Source organism: Streptomyces finlayi, assembly GCF_014216315.1.
GTDB lineage: Bacteria > Actinomycetota > Actinomycetes > Streptomycetales > Streptomycetaceae > Streptomyces > Streptomyces finlayi_A.
The window spans coordinates 4,211,154-4,228,379 of record NZ_CP045702.1 but is presented as its reverse complement, the minus strand read 5'-3'; the positions used below and the strand labels follow the sequence as shown (position 1 = coordinate 4,228,379).

Here is a 17,226-nt window from a genome sequence, read left to right as displayed (position 1 = left end):
CCGCCCCGTACGCGGCGGCATGCTGACTGGCCAGCTCCACCGCACGCGTGACCAATCCCCGCCCCCGCCAAGCCGGATAGAGCCCGTAGGAGATGTTGACCTGCCTCGGAGTCAGATACGGCTGGTCGAACTGCACCTCGACCGTGCCGGTCAGTACCGCCGATGCGGCCACCCGAATTCCCAAGGCATGCACTGGGCCGTTGGCTTCCCACTGCACGATGCAGCGGCGCACGTGCGCCTCGACCGTGGCCCGGGTTCCGAGCCCGCCGTCGAGCCAGCAGCTCCTCGTCCTCACCGGCCAGATGCGCGTCGATATCAGCCAGTCCCATGGCCCCCTGCGCTGGCAGTAGATTCCAGGAGCCCTTGCTACATGTGGTTGATGTGATCAAGTCGCCACCAGTTTAGGCAGGAGCTCGGCTGGGTCGCAGCCGAGCGTTGCGTGGGTAGCTGCGGTGTTCGTCAGCTCTGGCTTCAGGCTTCCCGTCCCCCGGCTGATGGCGTTCCAGTCCGAGCAGCTTCAGCAGGTCGGCGGTGACCACCCGGTAGGCGTTCCCGAGCCGCAGCACCTTGACCGGGTACTCCCCCTGCTTAGCGAGTCCGTATCCCGTTGATCGGCCGATCATCAGCGCTCGGTTTGAGGTGTCGAGGTCGATCACGGCAGGAAGGGCAAGCAGCTCGTCGCCCGTCAGCCCTCGTGCCTCACGGGACGAATCAGATGCTGCCATGGTGCCCCCCTGGGGAAATCTCGTGTCGCGGTGACGCCGTAGGTGTATCACGAAGTTGCAGCAGCGCCTTTTGACTGCCTAAAGTGTCACCATGACACCTGACCAATGGCCGACAGCATTCACCGGTCGGATCGCACGGCGCCTGCGGGACTCGCGCAAGGCCGCCGGCCTCACGATGGCGGAGGTCGCCCAAGGCTGTGCCGACCGCGGCTTGCCGGAGTTCACCGAGCACTCGATGAAGAATCTGGAGTCGGGGCGCAAGACGAGCATCACCGTCGCGGAGGTCGTCGTACTGGCTGACGTCCTCGGCGTCCCGCCGGTGACCCTCCTCTTCCCACTCGGGTCCTCAGCCACGGTCGAAGCCCTCCCCGGTCGCGAAGTCTCCACCTGGGATGCGGTCGCATGGTTCACCGGCGAGACGCCCTTGGCCGAGCCCGCCCCCGAAGGCTCCGCTCGGGACATCCTCGACCTCTTCCGTCAGCACGGCGACCTGGTGGCTGCCGCGATGTCTTCCCACGCCTTGGCCAGGGAAAGGCGGCGGTCGGCCAGCACCACCCTGGACCGGGCCCGCAGAGCCACCCTCCTGCAGCGCGCCGAGGGCTACGAGGAGCACGCGTTCGAGGACTGCCAGGAACTGCGCACGTTCCGTGGCCGGATGCGCGACCGCGACCTGGCACCTCCATCCCTGCCTGACGAGCTGGCCTTCGTCGACCAGCCCGAAACACCGACCCCCTCGGAGGACAGCGAGTGAAGAACGGCAACCTCATACGACGGTGCCGCTGCACGGACCCGAAGACCAACAAGGAGTACGGCGCTTCCTGCCCCAAGCTCAAGTCTTCGCGCCGACACGGCACCTGGACCGCCGTCCAGGAACTCGAACCCAACCAGAACGGCGACCGCAGGCGGTTTCGTCGTGGCGGCTTCGAGACCTCCACCAAGGCCCAGGAGGAGCTGGACAAGGTCCGTGCCCTCATGGCCATTCCCGAGGAGGACGACGCCTGGGGCAAGACCCAGATCAGCGACCTCCTGGAGAACTGCGTCAAGGACAAGGACCCCGTTCCGGACTACGACGAGACCCGCCGCCGCTTCAAGACAGGGCAGTCCCTGAACTCCAAGGTCACCGTGGCGGAGTGGCTCGACACCTGGCTGGCGGGGCGCAAGCGTCTGCGGCGCGGTGGGGCGACCCGCTATGAGTGCGATATCCGCGTCCACCTGAAGCCGCATCTCGGGCATCTACGCCTCGACAAGCTCCGCGTTCACCACATCGATTCGATGTTCGACGCGATCAATGAGCGCAACATCGAGATCCAGGAACAGAACGCCCAGCGGCGGGTCGTGCGCGACGACCTCAAGGCCACGCCGAACAAGGGTGCAGAGAACCGTGCCCGACGTCATTGGCTGCGCGCTCAGCTCGACGCGATGCCTCCCTTCCGGCGGATCACCGGTCTCAACACGCAGCCGCATATCCGGGACACCCTGCGCGCCGCGCTCAACGTCGCCATCGCCCAGCAGGTGATGCCCACCTTCAACCCGGCGGCGCACGTCGAGTTGCTGCCGGGCACGAAGCCGAAGGCCCTCGTCTGGAGCGACGAGCGCATTGCGCGCTGGAAGGAGACCGGCGAGAAGCCTTCGCCGGTCATGGTCTGGACCCCCGAGCAGACGGCGACGTTCCTCGACTTCGTCGAGCAGGACCGGCTGTACGTGCTCTGGCGGCTCATCGCCTTCCGGGGGACACGACGCGGCGAAGGGTGCGGCGTCCGCTGGGAAGATCACTCGGCCAAGGCTCGCTCCCTCGCCATCGCCACGCAGCTCGTGCAGGACGGCTGGGAGGTCCACGAGGGCGCCCCCAAGACCGACAGCGGCATTCGCCTGATCGCCCTCGACGCGGAGACGAACCAGGACCTCCTGTCTCACAAGGCTCGCCAGCAACGGGAGCGGGAGGCTTGGGGCGAGGGCTGGCAGGACACCGGTCGGATCTTCACCCAGGAGGACGGCTCCCTTCTTCACCCTGGCAAGGTCAGCGACCTTTTCGAGCGTCTGGTGGAAGCCGCTAGTCTTCCTCCGATCCGGCTCCACGATCTTCGCCACGTCGCAGCGACGCTGATGCTCGCTGCCGGGGTCGACATCAAGGTGGTCTCCGAAACGCTCGGCCACTCGGACACGCGGATCACCCGGGACATCTACCAGTCGGTCCTGGACGATCTCGCTCGTGACGCCGCCGAGAAGGTCGTGCAGCTCGTGCCGCACGCCCGGACGCCCTTGGCAGCGGTGAAGGACGGGGAGCCGACGCCCTCTCCCCGCCGGCCGAGGATGACACCTCCGCGCAAGAGCGACGAGGCCAAGGAAGAACGTTCCGCCTGATTCAGGCGTGAAGGAGCCCCGGTCAGCGGATATCTGACCGGGGCTCCGGCATGTGATGAACGTCACCCATCAGTCGCAGCAGACCGCGAGAGATCGCATAGCGTGACTATCTCCCTCCCTATGGACAGCCAACCCAAGCGCGCCGCCGCTTCGAGCGCGGCTCAATCGGCGACCCCCGAGCAGTCTTGAGCGAGCCACTGGCGCATCGACCTCCTGCAGGCCCTGGGGCTCCAGCCACTGCCGACACAGCCGAAGGTGGGGCTGGGTGTTCACGCGGCTGAGCACGAAGAAGAACCCCTAGTAACGACGCGGAGCCGCGCCGCCCGCCTCCTTGGCGCACGACTTCAGGACACCTGGACCCGACCGAAGCCTTCCCAGGCGGCGGTGCTGGACGAAGACTTGTAGGGATAGAACAACAACCAGGCCGCCGCCCGCCCGCCCCCGTCGATGCTTCCGGACACCGCCGCTGCACGCCATTTGCACGTTTGGCCACCGGTCGGCCACCAGGGGCCGCCTGGCGAAGCCTCTGGGCTGACGCGCCGACAGGAGTTAGGTCAAGGAATGGAAAAAGCCCCAGGTCACGGCGAGTGAGTCCTGGGGCTAATCCGAGCCGCCTTCGGGATTCGAACCCGAGACCTACGCATTACGAGTGCGTTGCTCTGGCCAACTGAGCTAAGGCGGCACGCCCTGTCGCACCATAGTGCGATCAGCAGCGGGCCCAAGTCTACACAGTTTCCGGAGGTGCTCCGCACCGGCCGCACCCGGAGGCGTACGCGCAGGTCAGGAGCACTTCTTGCCGTCCTCGGGAGGCGTTCCCTCCAAGAGGTACGCGTTGATCGCCGTGTCGATGCAGTCGCTGCCCCGGCCGTACGCCGTGTGCCCGTCGCCCTCGTACGTGAGGAGGGTGCCGGAGGAGAGCTGGTCCGCGAGCGACTCGGCCCACGCGTACGGGGTGGCCGGGTCGCGGGTGGTGCCCACCACGACGATCGGCGCGGCGCCCTCCGCCTCGGTGCGGTGGGGGGTTCCGGTGGCGTCCGCGGGCCAGTAGCCGCAGTTCAGGGCCGCCCAGGCGAAGCCCCTGCCGAATACCGGGGAAGCCTTCTCGAAGCCGGGGACGGCCTTCCGTACGGCGTCCGGGGAGTCGAAGGCCGGGGGGAGGTCGAGGCAGTTCACGGCCGCGTTGGCGAACATGAGGTTGGCGTACGAGCCGTTCGGCTCGCGCTCGTAGTAGCTGTCGGCGAGGGCCAGCAGCCCGGAGCCGTCGCTGCGCCCGGCGCCCGCCAGTGCCTCACGGAGCTGCGGCCAGGCCGCCTCGTCGTACATGGCGGCGATCACCCCGGTCGTGGCCAGCGACTCGCTCAGCTTCCGGCTCTCGCCGGTCGGGACGGGCTTGGCGTCCAGGTCCGTGAACAGCTTCTTGAGCGCGGTGCCCGCCGCGTCCGTCGTGGTGGTGCCGAGGGGACAGTCCTCCTTCTTCACACAGTCCGCGGCGAAGGACTGGAACGCCGCCTCGAATCCCGCTGTCTGGTCGCGGTTGATGTCGATGGCCGGGAGGGACGGGTCCATCGCGCCGTCAAGGACGAGCCGGCCCGTCCGGTCCGGGAAGAGATCGGCGTACGTCGCCCCGAGGAAGGTGCCGTAGGACGCCCCGACGTAATGCAACTTCTCGTCGCCCAGCAGGGCGCGCAGGACGTCCATGTCGCGGGCCGTCTCGACGGTGGAGACGTGCGGGAGGATGCGCGCGGAGCGCTTCTCGCAGCCGTTGGCGAACTTCTGGAAGGCCGCGCTCAGCTTTCCGGCCTCGGCCTCCTCGTCGGGGGTCTGGTCGACCTGGGTGTAGGCGTCCATCTCCTTGCCGGTCAGGCACTCGACCGGCTCGCTGCGCGCCACTCCGCGCGGGTCGATGGCCACCATGTCGTACCGGGCGCGGACCGGTGCCGGGTAGCCGATGGCCGCGTACCCCTGGAGGTAGCCGATGGCCGAGCCGCCCGGTCCGCCCGGATTCACCAGCAGCGAGCCGATCCGCTTGCCCGGTCCGGTGGCCTTCTTACGGGAGACGGCCAGCCTGATGTCTCCGTCGTCGGGCTGCGCGTAGTCCAGCGGCGCCTTCATGGTGGTGCACTGGAAGCCCTCCACACCGCAGTCCCGCCAGCTCAGCTTCTGCGCGTAATACGGCTTGAGATCCTCGGGGGCCGAGGCACCGGCGGCCGACGCACTTGTCGTCGACGATCCGCTGCTGCAGCCGGAGATGAGAAGGCCGGCAGTGCCGAGCGCGGTGGCGGAGATGCGGAGCAGGCGCCTGGTGTCCATCCCCGGAGCGTAGTCGCCGTGTGACGACTCGTCCGATTCCCTGCTCATTCGGGTGAATGCCCGTCCCACCTGCGACGCTGTGTCAGCCGGCCCGGAGGGCCATCGTCATCGCCTCCACCGCGAGCAGCGGCGACACGTTGCGGTCGAGCGCCCGGCGGCAGGCGATCACCGCCTCGATCCGGCGCAGGGTGCGCTCGGGCGTCGACGACCGGGCGATCCGGTCGAGCGAGTCCTCCGCGTCGATGTTGGCGATCGCGATGCGCGAGCCGAGCTGGAGGGCCAGGACGTCGCGGTAGAAGCCGGTCAGGTCGGTGAGCGCCAGGTCGAGGCTGTCGCGCTGCGAACGGGTCTTGCGGCGCTTCTGCTTGTCCTCCAGCTCCTTCATCAGTCCCGCCGTGCCACGGGGCATCCTGCCCCCGGCGACGGCGCCGAGCGCCGTCTTCATGTCCTCGGTCTCCTTGCCGTCCACCTCGTCCGAGGTCTGCTTGGCCTCGTCGGTCGCGGTGTCGATCAGCTCCTGGGCCGCCTTCAGGCAGCCGCCGACGTCGTCGATCCGGAGCGGGAGCTTGAGCACGGCGGCGCGGCGGGCCCTGGCCCGCTCGTCCGTGGCCAGGCGTCGAGCCCGGCCGATGTGCCCCTGGGTGGCGCGGGCCGCGGACACGGCGCGCTCGGGGTCGATGCCGTCCCGCCGGATCAGGACGTCGGCCACGGCCTCGACGGGCGGCGTACGGAGCGTGAGGTGGCGACAGCGGGAACGGATCGTGGGCAGGACGTCTTCCAGGGAGGGCGCGCAGAGCAGCCACACCGTGCGGGGGGCGGGCTCCTCGACGGCCTTCAGCAGGACGTTGCCCGCGCCCTCGGTCAGGCGGTCGGCGTCCTCCAGGATGATGACCTGCCAACGCCCGACGGCCGGGGAGAGCTGGGCGCGGCGGACCAGCGCGCGGGTGTCCTTCACACCGATCGACAGGAGGTCGGTACGGATGACGTCGACGTCTGCGTGCGTACCGATCAGACTCGTGTGGCAGCCGTCGCAGAAGCCGCAACCGGGGATGCCACCGAGGGCACGGTCCGGGCTGGTGCACTGGAGTGCGGCGGCGAAGGCACGGGCGGCGGTGGACCGACCGGACCCGGGTGGTCCGGTGAACAGCCAGGCGTGCGTCATCTTCGAGCCGGGAGGCACGGGCTCGCCGGTCGAGATGGCGGTGACCAGCGTGTCGGCGTCCCGGGCCGCGGCAGCGAGCTGCTGCTGGACCCGGTCCTGTCCGACGAGGTCGTCCCATACGGTCATGGGTCACCGCCCTTCCGGTGGTGTGGTGGTGCGTGCGTCGGGCGCTGGTGGGGTGGTGCGGTACTGGCGCGGATTCCCGTCGGCGGGTTTCCGTCGGCGGTTCCCATTGTGGGGGAAGGGTCTGACAATCCGGGCTTTCCGGCCGCCGGAACGGACGTCCCACGCCCTCGGCGGGCCCGGAATGCCGGGCCCGCCGAGGGACAGTGCGGATCGGTCAGCCGCGCGGACGGCGGCCCGGGCCGGACGGGCCGGGGTCCTCGTCATGGCCGCCGAGCAGTTCGTCGGCCAGGGACGGCAGGTCGTCCAGCGGCGTCTCCTCGGCCCAGTCGGGACGGGGGCGCTTCTGGTGGGCCTGACGGTCGTACGCGTCCCGGGTGGCCCGCGGGTCGTCGCTGATCTGCGGCAGCTCGCGCGTGCGCTCGTTCTCGCCCTCCGAGGCGCGCGCGGCAGGGCGCTCGTCGCGGAAGATGCCCGGCGGCACCCGGTCGGACGGTGCCTCGTCCCGTACGGGCCGCAGGACCGCCGTCTCGTCCGCGTCCCGTGCCGGACGACGCCCGGCCGGATCCTCGACGCGCGGCAGCATGGCCGTATCGGCGTCGTCCGAGGCCTCCCGCGCGGAGCGGGGTGCGTCCGGACGCGAGCGGCCGGAGTGCGGGCCGTCGGAGTGCGGGCGGTCGGCCGGAGGCGCCACCGGCGAAGGAACCGGCTGCGTCACCTCGTTCGCCCCGATGATCGGCGTCGGCACCGTGAGCTCGTTGTCGGGCGTGGACGGCCCGGAGCGGTCGGAGCGGTTGGAGCGCTCAGACCGCTCCGCGCGGTCCGCGCGGTCGGACGCCTGTGCGCGCTCGGCCCGCTCCGCCGCCGCAGCGGCGGCGGCCTCGGCGGCCGCCCGGGCAGCGGCCTCCGCCTCCGCCCTCGACGCGGCCTCGGCCTCCGCCTGACGCCGTGCCTGCTCGGCCCTCAGCAGGGCCTCCTCCGCCTTGCGCTGCTTCTCCAGACGCCGCGCCTCGGCCTCCTTGCGCAGCCGCGCCTCTTCCTCGGCCTGCCTGCGGAGGCGTTCCTGCTCGGCCGCGCGCACCTGCTCCTCGGCCTCGCGCCTGACCCGCTCCTCCTCCGCGAGACGACGCGCTTCCTCGGCCCGCAGCCGGGCCTCCTCGGCCTGCCGTTCGGCCTCGCGCTGCCGCGCCTCTTCCAGCTCGCGGCGCTTGCGCTCCTCCTCCTCGGCACGGAGCTTGGCGAGCTGTTCCTGCCGCTCGCGCTCCAGCCGTTCCTCCTCGGCCTTTCGCGCCGCCTCTTCCTCGGCCTTGCGCCTGGCCTCCTCCTCGGCCGCCCTGCGCGCCTCCTCCTGAGCCCTGATCTCGGCCTCGGAGAGCGGAAGGACCCGGTCGAGCCGGTGACGTACGGCAGTGGTGATCGCTTCCGGCTCCTGGCCGGCGTCGACCACGAGGTAGCGGACCGGGTCGGCCGCCGCGAGGGTGAGGAAGCCGGAACGCACCCGGGCGTGGAACTCCGGCGGCTCGGACTCCAGCCGGTCGGGCGCCTCCGTGAACCGTTCGCGCGCGGCCTCCGGGTCCACGTCCAGCAGCACCGTCAGATGCGGTACGAGGCCGCTCGTCGCCCACCGGGAGATCCGGGCGATCTCGGTCGGGGACAGATCACGGCCCGCGCCCTGGTAGGCGACGGACGAGTCGATGTAGCGGTCGGAGATGACGATCGCACCGCGCTCCAGCGCCGGACGCACGACCGAGTCGACGTGCTCGGCGCGGTCGGCGGCGTACAGCAGCGCCTCGGCCCGGTTGGAGAGCCCGGCCGAGGACACATCGAGCAGGATCGACCGCAGCCGCTTGCCGACCGGCGTCGCTCCCGGCTCGCGCGTCACGACGACCTCGTGGCCCTTGGCCCGGATCCACTCGGCGAGCGCCTCGACCTGGGTGGACTTGCCGGCTCCGTCGCCGCCCTCCAGGGCGAGGAAGAAGCCGGTGTCGGCGGGCGCGACCGTGGGATCACCGCCGCGCACCGCCTCGCGCAGATCGCGCCGCAGCGGCACACCCGCGCGGTCGTCGGTCCTGGCGAGCAGCACCGCGGCGACGGGCAGCAGCAGCGCGCCGATGAGCATGAGCGCGAACGCCGCCCCGCCGTGTGCGAAGACGAAGTCACCGGCGGCCAGCCGGTGCCGGCCGATCGCGGCGGCCAGCAGCGGCCCGCCGACGGCACCGAGCGCGATGAGCACCCGGACGACGGCCTGGAGGTGTTCGGTGGTCCTGGCCTGCCGGTACTCCTCCGTCTCCTGGTCGATGAGCGTGTGCCCCGTCCTGGCGGCGACACCGGCCGCGTAACCGGCGAGGAGCGCGAGGAGGAGCCCCGTCGCCGTGTCCGGCACCAGGCCGAGCGCGAGGAGCGCGACTCCGGTGACGGCGGTGGAGAACGCCAGCAGCCGGCGCCGCGACAGGGTGGGCAGCACCTTCTGCGCGGTCCGGATGCCGAGGCCGGTGCCACCGGTCAGCGCCAGGACGAGCAGCGCGAACGTGGCGGGGCCGCCGCCCAGGTCGAGGGCGTGCAGTACGGAGACCGCCGCCGCGGCGGCGATGGCCCCGGCGACCGCGGCGCAGGCCCCGACGATCAGCGGAACGGTGCCGGTGCGGCCCCTGTCGGGCCCCGTGCCGGTAGCCGGACGGCGCAGGCCCTCCAGGGGCGAACGCGGGCGGGGTGTCGGGGTGGCGGGCAGTGCGAGGAAGTACAGGACCGAGATCGAGGCGGAGAAGAGTCCGGCAGCGACGTACGAACCGAGTGCCGCCTGGTGGAACGAGAACCAGTCGAGTCCGGCGCCGAGCAGATTGCCGACCAGGGTCGCGATCAGCAGGGCCGCGCCGGCGGCGGGGATGGCGAGGAAGTTCGTCCGCAGGGAGAGCCTGCGCAGTGCGCCGAGGTGGTCGGGCAGCGGGCGCACGGCGGCGCCCTCGATGGGCGGGGCGGGCAACAGCGCGGGGGCCGCGCTCTCCTTCGCGACCGTCCACAGCCGTTCACCGACCCCGGTGACGAACACGGTGATCAGGATCATCATGAGTGCCTTGTCGGGCACCCAGTCGATCCACAGCGGGGCGACGACCAGCAGCGCGAGCCGCAGCCCGTCCACTCCGATCATCAGCCATCGCCGGTCCACCGGTCCGCCTGGTCCCGTGAGCGACGTCAGTGGCCCCAGGAGTACGGCTCCGAAAAGAACCGTGGAAATAATCCGGGCGCCGAACACCGCGGCGACCGCAAAGGCCACCCCTCGGTACCCGGCTCCGAATGAGCCCTCCAGGACCGCCGCTTGCAGCGACAGCAGCACCAGCACGAGAACGGCGAGTGCATCGCCGATACTGCCGACGAGCTGGGCGCTCCACAACCGCCTGAGCGGGGGAACACGCAACAGGGCTCGTACGGCGCGCTCGCGTGAGTCTGCGGCAAGTGTGTCGGAGGTGGGGCTCACGACCGTTGGCTGCTCGGCTCGCGTCATCCGCCCAGCCTATCCGGAGCGGTGCGGTCACCGTTGGCCCCATCCGAACATACGGCCGCCAAGGGTGCGGGGCGGGTGGGGAACAGGGCTCAGCGCAGGCGCGGGCCCATACGGAACGGCGGGACCCGAAGGCCCCGCCGTTCCGCCTCGCACATGCTCAGCCCGTGCTCAGTCGTCCTTGGACGCCGATGCCGACGAAGCCGTCTTCTTGGCCGCTGTGGCCTTCTTGGCCGTCGTCTTCTTCGCCGCCGTCGTGGTCTTCTTGGCCGCGGTCTTCTTCGCCGCCGTCTTCTTCACGGCCGTGGTCGTCTTCCTCGCCGTGGCCTTCTTCGCCGGGGCCTTCTTCGCCGTCTTCTTCTTGACGGGTCCCTTGGCGCGCTTCTCCGCGAGCAGCTCGTAGCCGCGCTCCGGCGTGATCTCCTCGACGCTGTCGTCGCTCCGCAGCGTCGCGTTCGTCTCGCCGTCCGTGACGTACGCACCGAAGCGGCCGTCCTTCACGACGACCGGCGCCCCGCTCACCGGGTCGTTGCCCAGTTCCTTCAGCGGCGGCTTGGCGGCCGCCCGGCCGCGCTGCTTGGGCTGGGCGTAGATCGCCAGGGCCTCTTCGAGCGTGATGTCGAAGAGCTGGTCCTCGGAGGTCAGCGACCGCGAGTCCGTGCCCTTCTTCAGATACGGGCCGTAGCGGCCGTTCTGCGCGGTGATCTCGACACCGTCGGCGTCCTCACCGACCACACGCGGCAGCGACATCAGCTTGAGCGCGTCGGCCAGCGTCACCGTGTCCAGCGACATCGACTTGAAGAGTGAGGCGGTCCGCGGCTTCACCGCGTTCTTGCCCGTCTTCGGGGTGCCCTCGGGCAGCACCTCGGTGACGTACGGGCCGTAGCGCCCGTCCTTCGCGATGATCTGGTTCCCGGTCACCGGGTCCGCACCGAGCTCGAAGTCGCCGCTGGGCTTCGCCAGCAGCTCCTCGGCGAACTCCACGGACAGCTCGTCGGGTGCCATCTCCTCGGGCACATCGGCACGCTGGTGCTCCTCGGAGTCCTTCTCACCGCGCTCGATGTACGGGCCGTATCGCCCGACACGCAGCACGATGCCGTTGCCGACCGGGAACGAGGAGATCTCCCGGGCATCGATCGCACCGAGGTCGGTGACGAGCTCCTTCAGACCGCCGAGGTGGTCGCCGTCGCCGTTGCCCGCGTCGGAGGCCGCACCCGCACCGGCCGTGTCCTCGCGCGCACCGAAGTAGAAGCGCTTCAGCCACGGCACGGACTTGGCCTCGCCCCGCGCGATGCGGTCGAGATCGTCCTCCATACGGGCCGTGAAGTCGTAGTCGACCAGCCGGCCGAAGTGCGTCTCCAGCAGGTTGACCACCGCGAAGGACAGGAACGACGGAACGAGCGCCGTGCCCTTCTTGAAGACGTAGCCGCGGTCCAGGATCGTCCCGATGATCGAGGCGTACGTCGACGGGCGGCCGATCTCGCGCTCTTCGAGCTCCTTGACCAGCGAGGCTTCGGTGTAACGGGCGGGGGGCTTGGTGGCGTGGCCGTCGACCGTGACCTCGTCGGCGGTCAGCGCGTCGCCCTCCGCGACCTGCGGCAGGCGCCGCTCGCGGTCGTCGAGCTCGGCGTTCGGGTCGTCGGCGCCTTCGACGTACGCCTTCATGAAGCCGTGGAAGGTGATCGTCTTACCGGAGGCCGAGAACTCGGCGTCCCGGCCGTCGCTCGCCCGGCCGCCGATCTTGACGGTGACCGAGTTACCGACGGCGTCCTTCATCTGGGAGGCGACGGTCCGCTTCCAGATCAGTTCGTACAGCCGGAACTGGTCGCCGGTGAGGCCGGTCTCCGCAGGGGTGCGGAAGCGGTCGCCCGAGGGACGGATCGCCTCGTGCGCCTCCTGCGCGTTCTTGACCTTGCCGGCGTACGTGCGCGGCTTGTCCGGCAGGTAATCGGCTCCGTACAGCTGCGTGACCTGCGCCCGGGCCGCGTTGATCGCGGTGGCCGAGAGAGTCGTGGAGTCCGTACGCATATAGGTGATGAAGCCGTTCTCGTACAGCTTCTGCGCGACCTGCATCGTGGCCTTGGCCCCGAAGCCCAGCTTGCGGCTGGCCTCCTGCTGGAGGGTGGTCGTACGGAACGGTGCGTACGGCGAACGGCGGTACGGCTTCGACTCGACGGAGCGGACCGCGAACGTGGAGTCGGCGAGCGCCGCGGCCAGGGCGCGGGCGTTCGTCTCGTCCAGGTGCAACGTCTGGCCCGAGGCGGACTTGAGCTGCCCGTTGGGACCGAAGTCGCGGCCCTGGGCGATGCGGCGTCCGTCGACCGCGCTGAGGCGGGCCGTGAGCGTCGAGGGATCGGAGGCGTCACCGGTACGGCCGGTGGCGAAGGTGCCCGTCAGGTCCCAGTACTCGGCGGAACGGAAGGCGATGCGCTCGCGCTCCCGCTCGACGACGAGGCGGGTCGCCACGGACTGGACACGGCCCGCCGACAGACGGGGCATGACCTTCTTCCACAGGACCGGGGACACCTCGTAGCCGTAAAGACGGTCGAGGATACGGCGGGTCTCCTGAGCGTCGACCATGCGCTGGTTGAGCTCGCGCGGGTTGGCGACGGCGGCCCGGATCGCGTCCTTGGTGATCTCGTGGAAGACCATCCGGTGGACCGGGACCTTGGGCTTCAGGACTTCCTGGAGATGCCACGCGATGGCTTCGCCCTCGCGGTCCTCATCGGTGGCGAGGAAGAGTTCGTCGGATTCGGCCAGCAGCTGCTTGAGCTTCCTGACCTGGGCTTTCTTGTCCGCGTTGACGACGTAGATCGGCTGGAAGTCATTTTCGACGTCCACGCCGAGACGGCGTACCTCACCGGTGTACTCGTCCGGCACCTCGGCGGCGCCGTTCGGGAGGTCGCGGATGTGCCCGACGCTCGCCTCGACGACGTATCCGGGGCCGAGATAGCCCTTGATCGTCTTCGCCTTGGCAGGCGACTCGACGATGACGAGTCGGCGGCCGCCCTGTGCGGTCTCGCTGGTCGGGGACAACTTCGCTCTTCTCTCCGGTCGGCACTCAGTGGGCATCCGGGCAGCGCAATGACGCTGCACGCGGTGCTGTCGCTGCGGAGTGTGACGGTACAACCCGCCCCCGTGTCAAACGGCAAAAGCCCGCAACGGCCACTCGAACGGTAACCCGACTTCCGCCATTCCTGCCGCCCGGACCGCTCGGTCCGCAGTGCGCATGGCTCCTGCCTGCGGTTCCCGGGGTGCCGCAGGAGGTCCGTCGCCGGAGCCGTCCGGAGGTGCCCCGCCGGGGGTCAGGCCCTGCTGCGCGTGGGAATCAGACGCGGCTGAAGCACCAGAAGCCGACCACGAGGAAGATCGCGCCGAAGAGCGTGGCGAGCGCGGTGGAGGCGACGGGGCTCACACCGTGAGCCACCGGCGCGCGGTGAAGCGTGCGCGCCCCGGTCCAGATCAGGAGCGCGGCACCGAACAGCGCGAATGCCGTGCCGGCGAAGACGGCGGTGACGTTCTCCATGTCCGTACCCCTACCCCTCGAAGTCACTCGTCGTCGCGAAACGCGCCAGCAGAGGGAGGCTTCCACGCCGGGGCGTCGCCGACACGAACCCAGGGTGAACAGCACTCCCCCGGCCCCGCCTCCTCCGCCGCCCCGCCGCCCCGCCGCCCGCTCACATCACGTGCCGGGTTCGAGTCGAGGGCCGCGAGTGGCGAGTCGAGGGTGGTGCTTCACCGGCTGCCGCACGGGCCGGCGGGAGTACGGCGCCGACGCGCATCCACCCACGCGGCTCGGCCCGTGCACCGTTCGCCCCGGTCAGCGGGAGAAGTACGGAACAGGCGACATTCGAGGCCAGGAGGACATCCCGTACGCGAAACCCGAGCGCCCCCACTCCGGGCCCGGACGCGGAGCATCCGCCGGAAGCCGCGAGCAATGCCGCCACGAACCCTGGGACGGACTCGAGCGGAATCCGCAGACCCGGCAGAGGGCACGCGGTAGTGAGGGTGAAGGTGCTGATGAGAAGCCCGTTGGTTACGTAGGACAGGGCACGGCCGAAGCGGAGCGGAGCGCGGTGGCGGGGGCTGGGAGGGACCGCTCCGCGCGTGCCGAACCGGCGCCCGTGGGAGAGGGCCGTGGTGTCGCCGTGGACGCAGGCCGACGAGGACGCGAGCACTGCGGTCCGACTGATGGAAGCGGTCATCCGGCACTCCGAACTGACGCTCAAGGCGGGCGAAGAACAGCAGCTCGGAACAGCAGATACGGCAGCGGACCAGCCGGCAGGGTACCGGCGAACATGAGCGGCTTCGCCTGGTTGAACAGCGTCCGGCAGGAGGGGGCGCCGAGCAGCGGCCGTCGCTCTCCCACCGCCCGCCGGGGGCGGCGTCGATGTACTAGGTCAGCTCCGGAAAGGACGGGCTCCGCCGCGTCCGTCTCGCGCGTCTCGTCTCTCTCGCCTCTCTCGTCCGCAGAAGATGTCCCATCACGGACTGACCGCGGTCCGAGTCGCTCCGAGGGACGCCCTCACGAGACCGGTGCATCAAGCGCTGTCCCGGACCGGCTCAAGGAAACCCTCTTCCACCAGCAGCCGGATCGCCTGCGGGGTGCGGTCGCGCAGCAGGACCGGGTCCTCGGACATCAGCTGGGCGATGGCGTCGAGAATCCGGCCGGCGGGAAGCGATCCGTCGCACACGCCGGCGAACCCGGCCCCGACGGCGTCGACCTTCGTCGCCCGGCGCATGCCCCGGTGCTGACGCAGCACCACATGCTCGGGGTCCTCCGCGCCCGGCAGCCCGACCTGCTCCTGCACGACCTCGGCGGCCAGCGTGAAGCGGGCTGCCAGCAGCGCCGCGTCGTCCTGGTCCCTGAGGTAGTCCTGGCGGGCGAAGTGGGCCTCGATCGCGGGGCCGAGCGGCTGCTCCACCGAATGCGGCCACTCCTCGATCACGATCGACGGCTCGGCCGCGGCCGTCTTCCTGAGCGTGATCCAGCCGAAGCCGACCGCCTTGGTACCGCGGGCCTCGAACTCGTCGAGCCACGCCTCGTAGCGCGCGGTGTATTCGGCCGGGTCCGAGCGGTGGTCGCCGCTGTCGCGCAGCCACAGCTCCGTGTACTGCGTGATGTCCTGCACCTCACGCTGCACGATCCAGGCATCGCAGCCGCGCGGCACCCAGGTGCGCAGCCGGTCCTGCCACTCCTCGCCCTCCACGTGCTGCCAGTTGGCGAGGAACTGGGCGTATCCCCCCTCGTTCAGCCGGTCGCCCGCCTGCTGCACCAGGGTCCGGCACAGGTCGTCGCCGCCCATTCCGCCGTCGCGGTACGTCAGCCGGGCACCCGGGGAGATCACGAACGGCGGGTTGGAGACGATCAGGTCGAACGTCTTGCCCGACACCGGTTCGAAGAGGGACCCCTCGCGCAGATCGGCCGGGGCGGCTCCGGACAGGGCGAGAGTGAGCCGGGTGAAGGCCAGGGCTCGCGGGTTGAGGTCCGTGGCGGTGACGCGGGTGGCGTGCTGGGAGGCGTGCAACGCCTGGATGCCCGAGCCGGTGCCGACGTCCAGAGCGGAGGCCACCGGCTCACGGACGGTGATTCCGGCGAGCGTGGTCGACGCCCCGCCGACGCCGAGGACGACGCCCTCCTCGTGCGAACCGATGCCGCCCGCCCCGCCGACGGCACAGCCCAGGTCGGACACGATGAACCAGTCCTCGCCCTCCGGCCCGCCGTACGGCCGGACGTCGACGGCCGCACGGACCTCGTCGCCGTCACGTCTCAGCCAGCCGTCCTCGACGCACTCCTCCACGGGGAGCGCGGCGCCGGCCCGCTCGTACGGGACGGGACGCTGGAGAAGGAAGAGCCGCACAAGCGTGTCGAGCGGCGCTTCACCTCGGGTCGCCCGCAGTGCGGGGACCGTTTCGCTGCGGGCGAGCGCGGCGTAGGCGGACGCGCCGAGCCGTTCGAGAAGCCCGTCCGCCGTGAAGGCGGCGGCGAGCAGGGCTTCGCGGAGCGCGGGGATACGGTCGGATGCGGGAAGGCTGGTCGTACTCACCCGCCCATTGTGTCCGCTCCCACCGACAATGGCAGCGGCCCGGCGCCCGTCGAGGGCGGCCGGGCCGCTGAACAGCGGTCCACCAGGCTCTTTCCCTGGTGTGCCTGTTACGCCTTCCCGGGCGCCGTCACGCCTTCTTGCTCGCCGAGGCGGACGGTGACACCGACGATCCGGCGGACGGCGAAGAGGATGCCTTCGGCTTCTGGCACCCCTTCTGCTTGGCCATCGCGGCGCCGACCTCACCGGACTGCAGCTTCTTCAGCGCCTGGTCGCCACTGGTGCTGATCTTGTTCAGCTCGTCGGCGATGCCCTTGAGGCCGTCGGCGAACTTCGCCTGGTCCTTCGTGTCGAGGGCGTCGACCTTCGTCTTCAGCCCCGCGTAGGCCACGGAGGAGGCGTTGAGCTCCTTCACGGCCTCCTTCTGCGTGGTCTCGCCGTCGTCGACGGGCGGCGGGCCCGCTGAGTTCACGGCCGCGCCCAGCGCCTTGTACGCCTGCGAGATCTGCTGGAAGGCGGCCGAGTCGGTCGCCTGGACGTCGGCCGGCTTGCTGTTGTCCGCGGTCTGCCGCTGGATGTCGCCGTTGGCGTCCGCGATCTTCTGCAGCTGGGGCTGGACCTGGTCGCAGACCTCCTTGGCCCAGTCGTTGACCTTGTCGTCGCTGTCGTCGCTGCAGCCCGACAGCGTCAGTACGAGTACCGCACCGCCGGACAGTGCGGCTGCAAGCTTCTTGTTCACCGGATTGGGTCCCTTCCAAGGCTCTCGGCCCCGGAACTTACACGCCAAGTAGGCGACATTCTGGCGCCGGTGGTCGGATGTACGGGCTTTTGCAGCCATTTGCACCAAGGGAAATGAGGGAGATACAACTCACCCAAACACTCGATCAGACGTACGGAAACTCACCGATGCGAGTGAAGAACCGTGCGGCGCTACGGGCGGACACCTCCTCAGAAGGAGTTGTCCGCCCGTAGCTTGAGCTGGCACGACGGCCTCGGGGGCCTGTC

The 17,226-nt window shown here is 70.3% G+C and carries 10 protein-coding genes and 1 tRNA gene; 2 read left to right on the top strand and 9 right to left on the bottom strand.

The features are described 5' to 3' along the window. Window positions 1–401: 401 nt before the first annotated feature. Window positions 402–725: a hypothetical protein gene (locus tag F0344_RS19540; protein WP_185300004.1), complete on the bottom strand. Its 324-nt coding sequence runs from the start codon at window positions 723–725 to the stop codon at window positions 402–404. Window positions 726–816: 91 nt separating this feature from the next. On the opposite strand from F0344_RS19540, the gene F0344_RS19535 reads away from it, so the two are divergent. Continuing rightward, window positions 817–1,476 carry a helix-turn-helix domain-containing protein gene (locus F0344_RS19535; RefSeq protein ID WP_185300003.1) on the top strand — a complete coding sequence of 220 codons (660 nt, stop codon included), beginning with the start codon at window positions 817–819 and terminating at the stop codon, window positions 1,474–1,476. Next, on the top strand, window positions 1,473–3,086 hold the full coding sequence (locus F0344_RS19530; RefSeq protein ID WP_185300002.1) for a site-specific integrase: 1,614 nt from the start codon (window positions 1,473–1,475) through the stop codon (window positions 3,084–3,086). The genes F0344_RS19535 and F0344_RS19530 overlap by 4 nt, the downstream gene beginning before the upstream one ends. A 608-nt stretch (window positions 3,087–3,694) precedes the next feature. Here the strand turns inward: F0344_RS19530 and F0344_RS19525 are convergent. The 8 genes from F0344_RS19525 to F0344_RS19490 form a co-directional block, all read right to left on the bottom strand. After that, window positions 3,695–3,768 (bottom strand) — tRNA-Thr (locus F0344_RS19525). A 98-nt stretch (window positions 3,769–3,866) separates the two neighbouring features. Continuing rightward, a complete protein-coding gene (locus F0344_RS19520; protein ID WP_185300001.1) occupies window positions 3,867–5,396 on the bottom strand; it encodes an alpha/beta hydrolase in 1,530 nt (509 codons plus the stop codon). 82 nt (window positions 5,397–5,478) lie between these two features. After that, window positions 5,479–6,684, bottom strand: a complete 1,206-nt coding sequence (locus F0344_RS19515; protein WP_185300000.1) for a DNA polymerase III subunit delta' — start codon at window positions 6,682–6,684, stop codon at window positions 5,479–5,481. A gap of 214 nt (window positions 6,685–6,898) precedes the next feature. Next, window positions 6,899–10,180, bottom strand: coding sequence for a dTMP kinase (gene tmk / locus F0344_RS19510; RefSeq protein ID WP_185299999.1), 3,282 nt, complete (start codon window positions 10,178–10,180; stop codon window positions 6,899–6,901). Between the two features lie 168 nt (window positions 10,181–10,348). Then, window positions 10,349–13,213 carry a type I DNA topoisomerase gene (topA, locus tag F0344_RS19505; RefSeq protein WP_185299998.1) on the bottom strand — a complete coding sequence of 955 codons (2,865 nt, stop codon included), beginning with the start codon at window positions 13,211–13,213 and terminating at the stop codon, window positions 10,349–10,351. Between the two features lie 292 nt (window positions 13,214–13,505). Beyond that, window positions 13,506–13,703: a hypothetical protein gene (locus F0344_RS19500; protein WP_185299997.1), complete on the bottom strand. Its 198-nt coding sequence runs from the start codon at window positions 13,701–13,703 to the stop codon at window positions 13,506–13,508. A gap of 1,015 nt (window positions 13,704–14,718) precedes the next feature. Continuing rightward, window positions 14,719–16,224, bottom strand: a complete 1,506-nt coding sequence (locus F0344_RS19495) for a N5-glutamine methyltransferase family protein (protein ID WP_185299996.1) — start codon at window positions 16,222–16,224, stop codon at window positions 14,719–14,721. Between the two features lie 127 nt (window positions 16,225–16,351). Further along, on the bottom strand, window positions 16,352–16,960 hold the full coding sequence (locus tag F0344_RS19490; protein ID WP_185299995.1) for a small secreted protein: 609 nt from the start codon (window positions 16,958–16,960) through the stop codon (window positions 16,352–16,354). Between the last annotated feature and the right edge of the window lie 266 nt (window positions 16,961–17,226).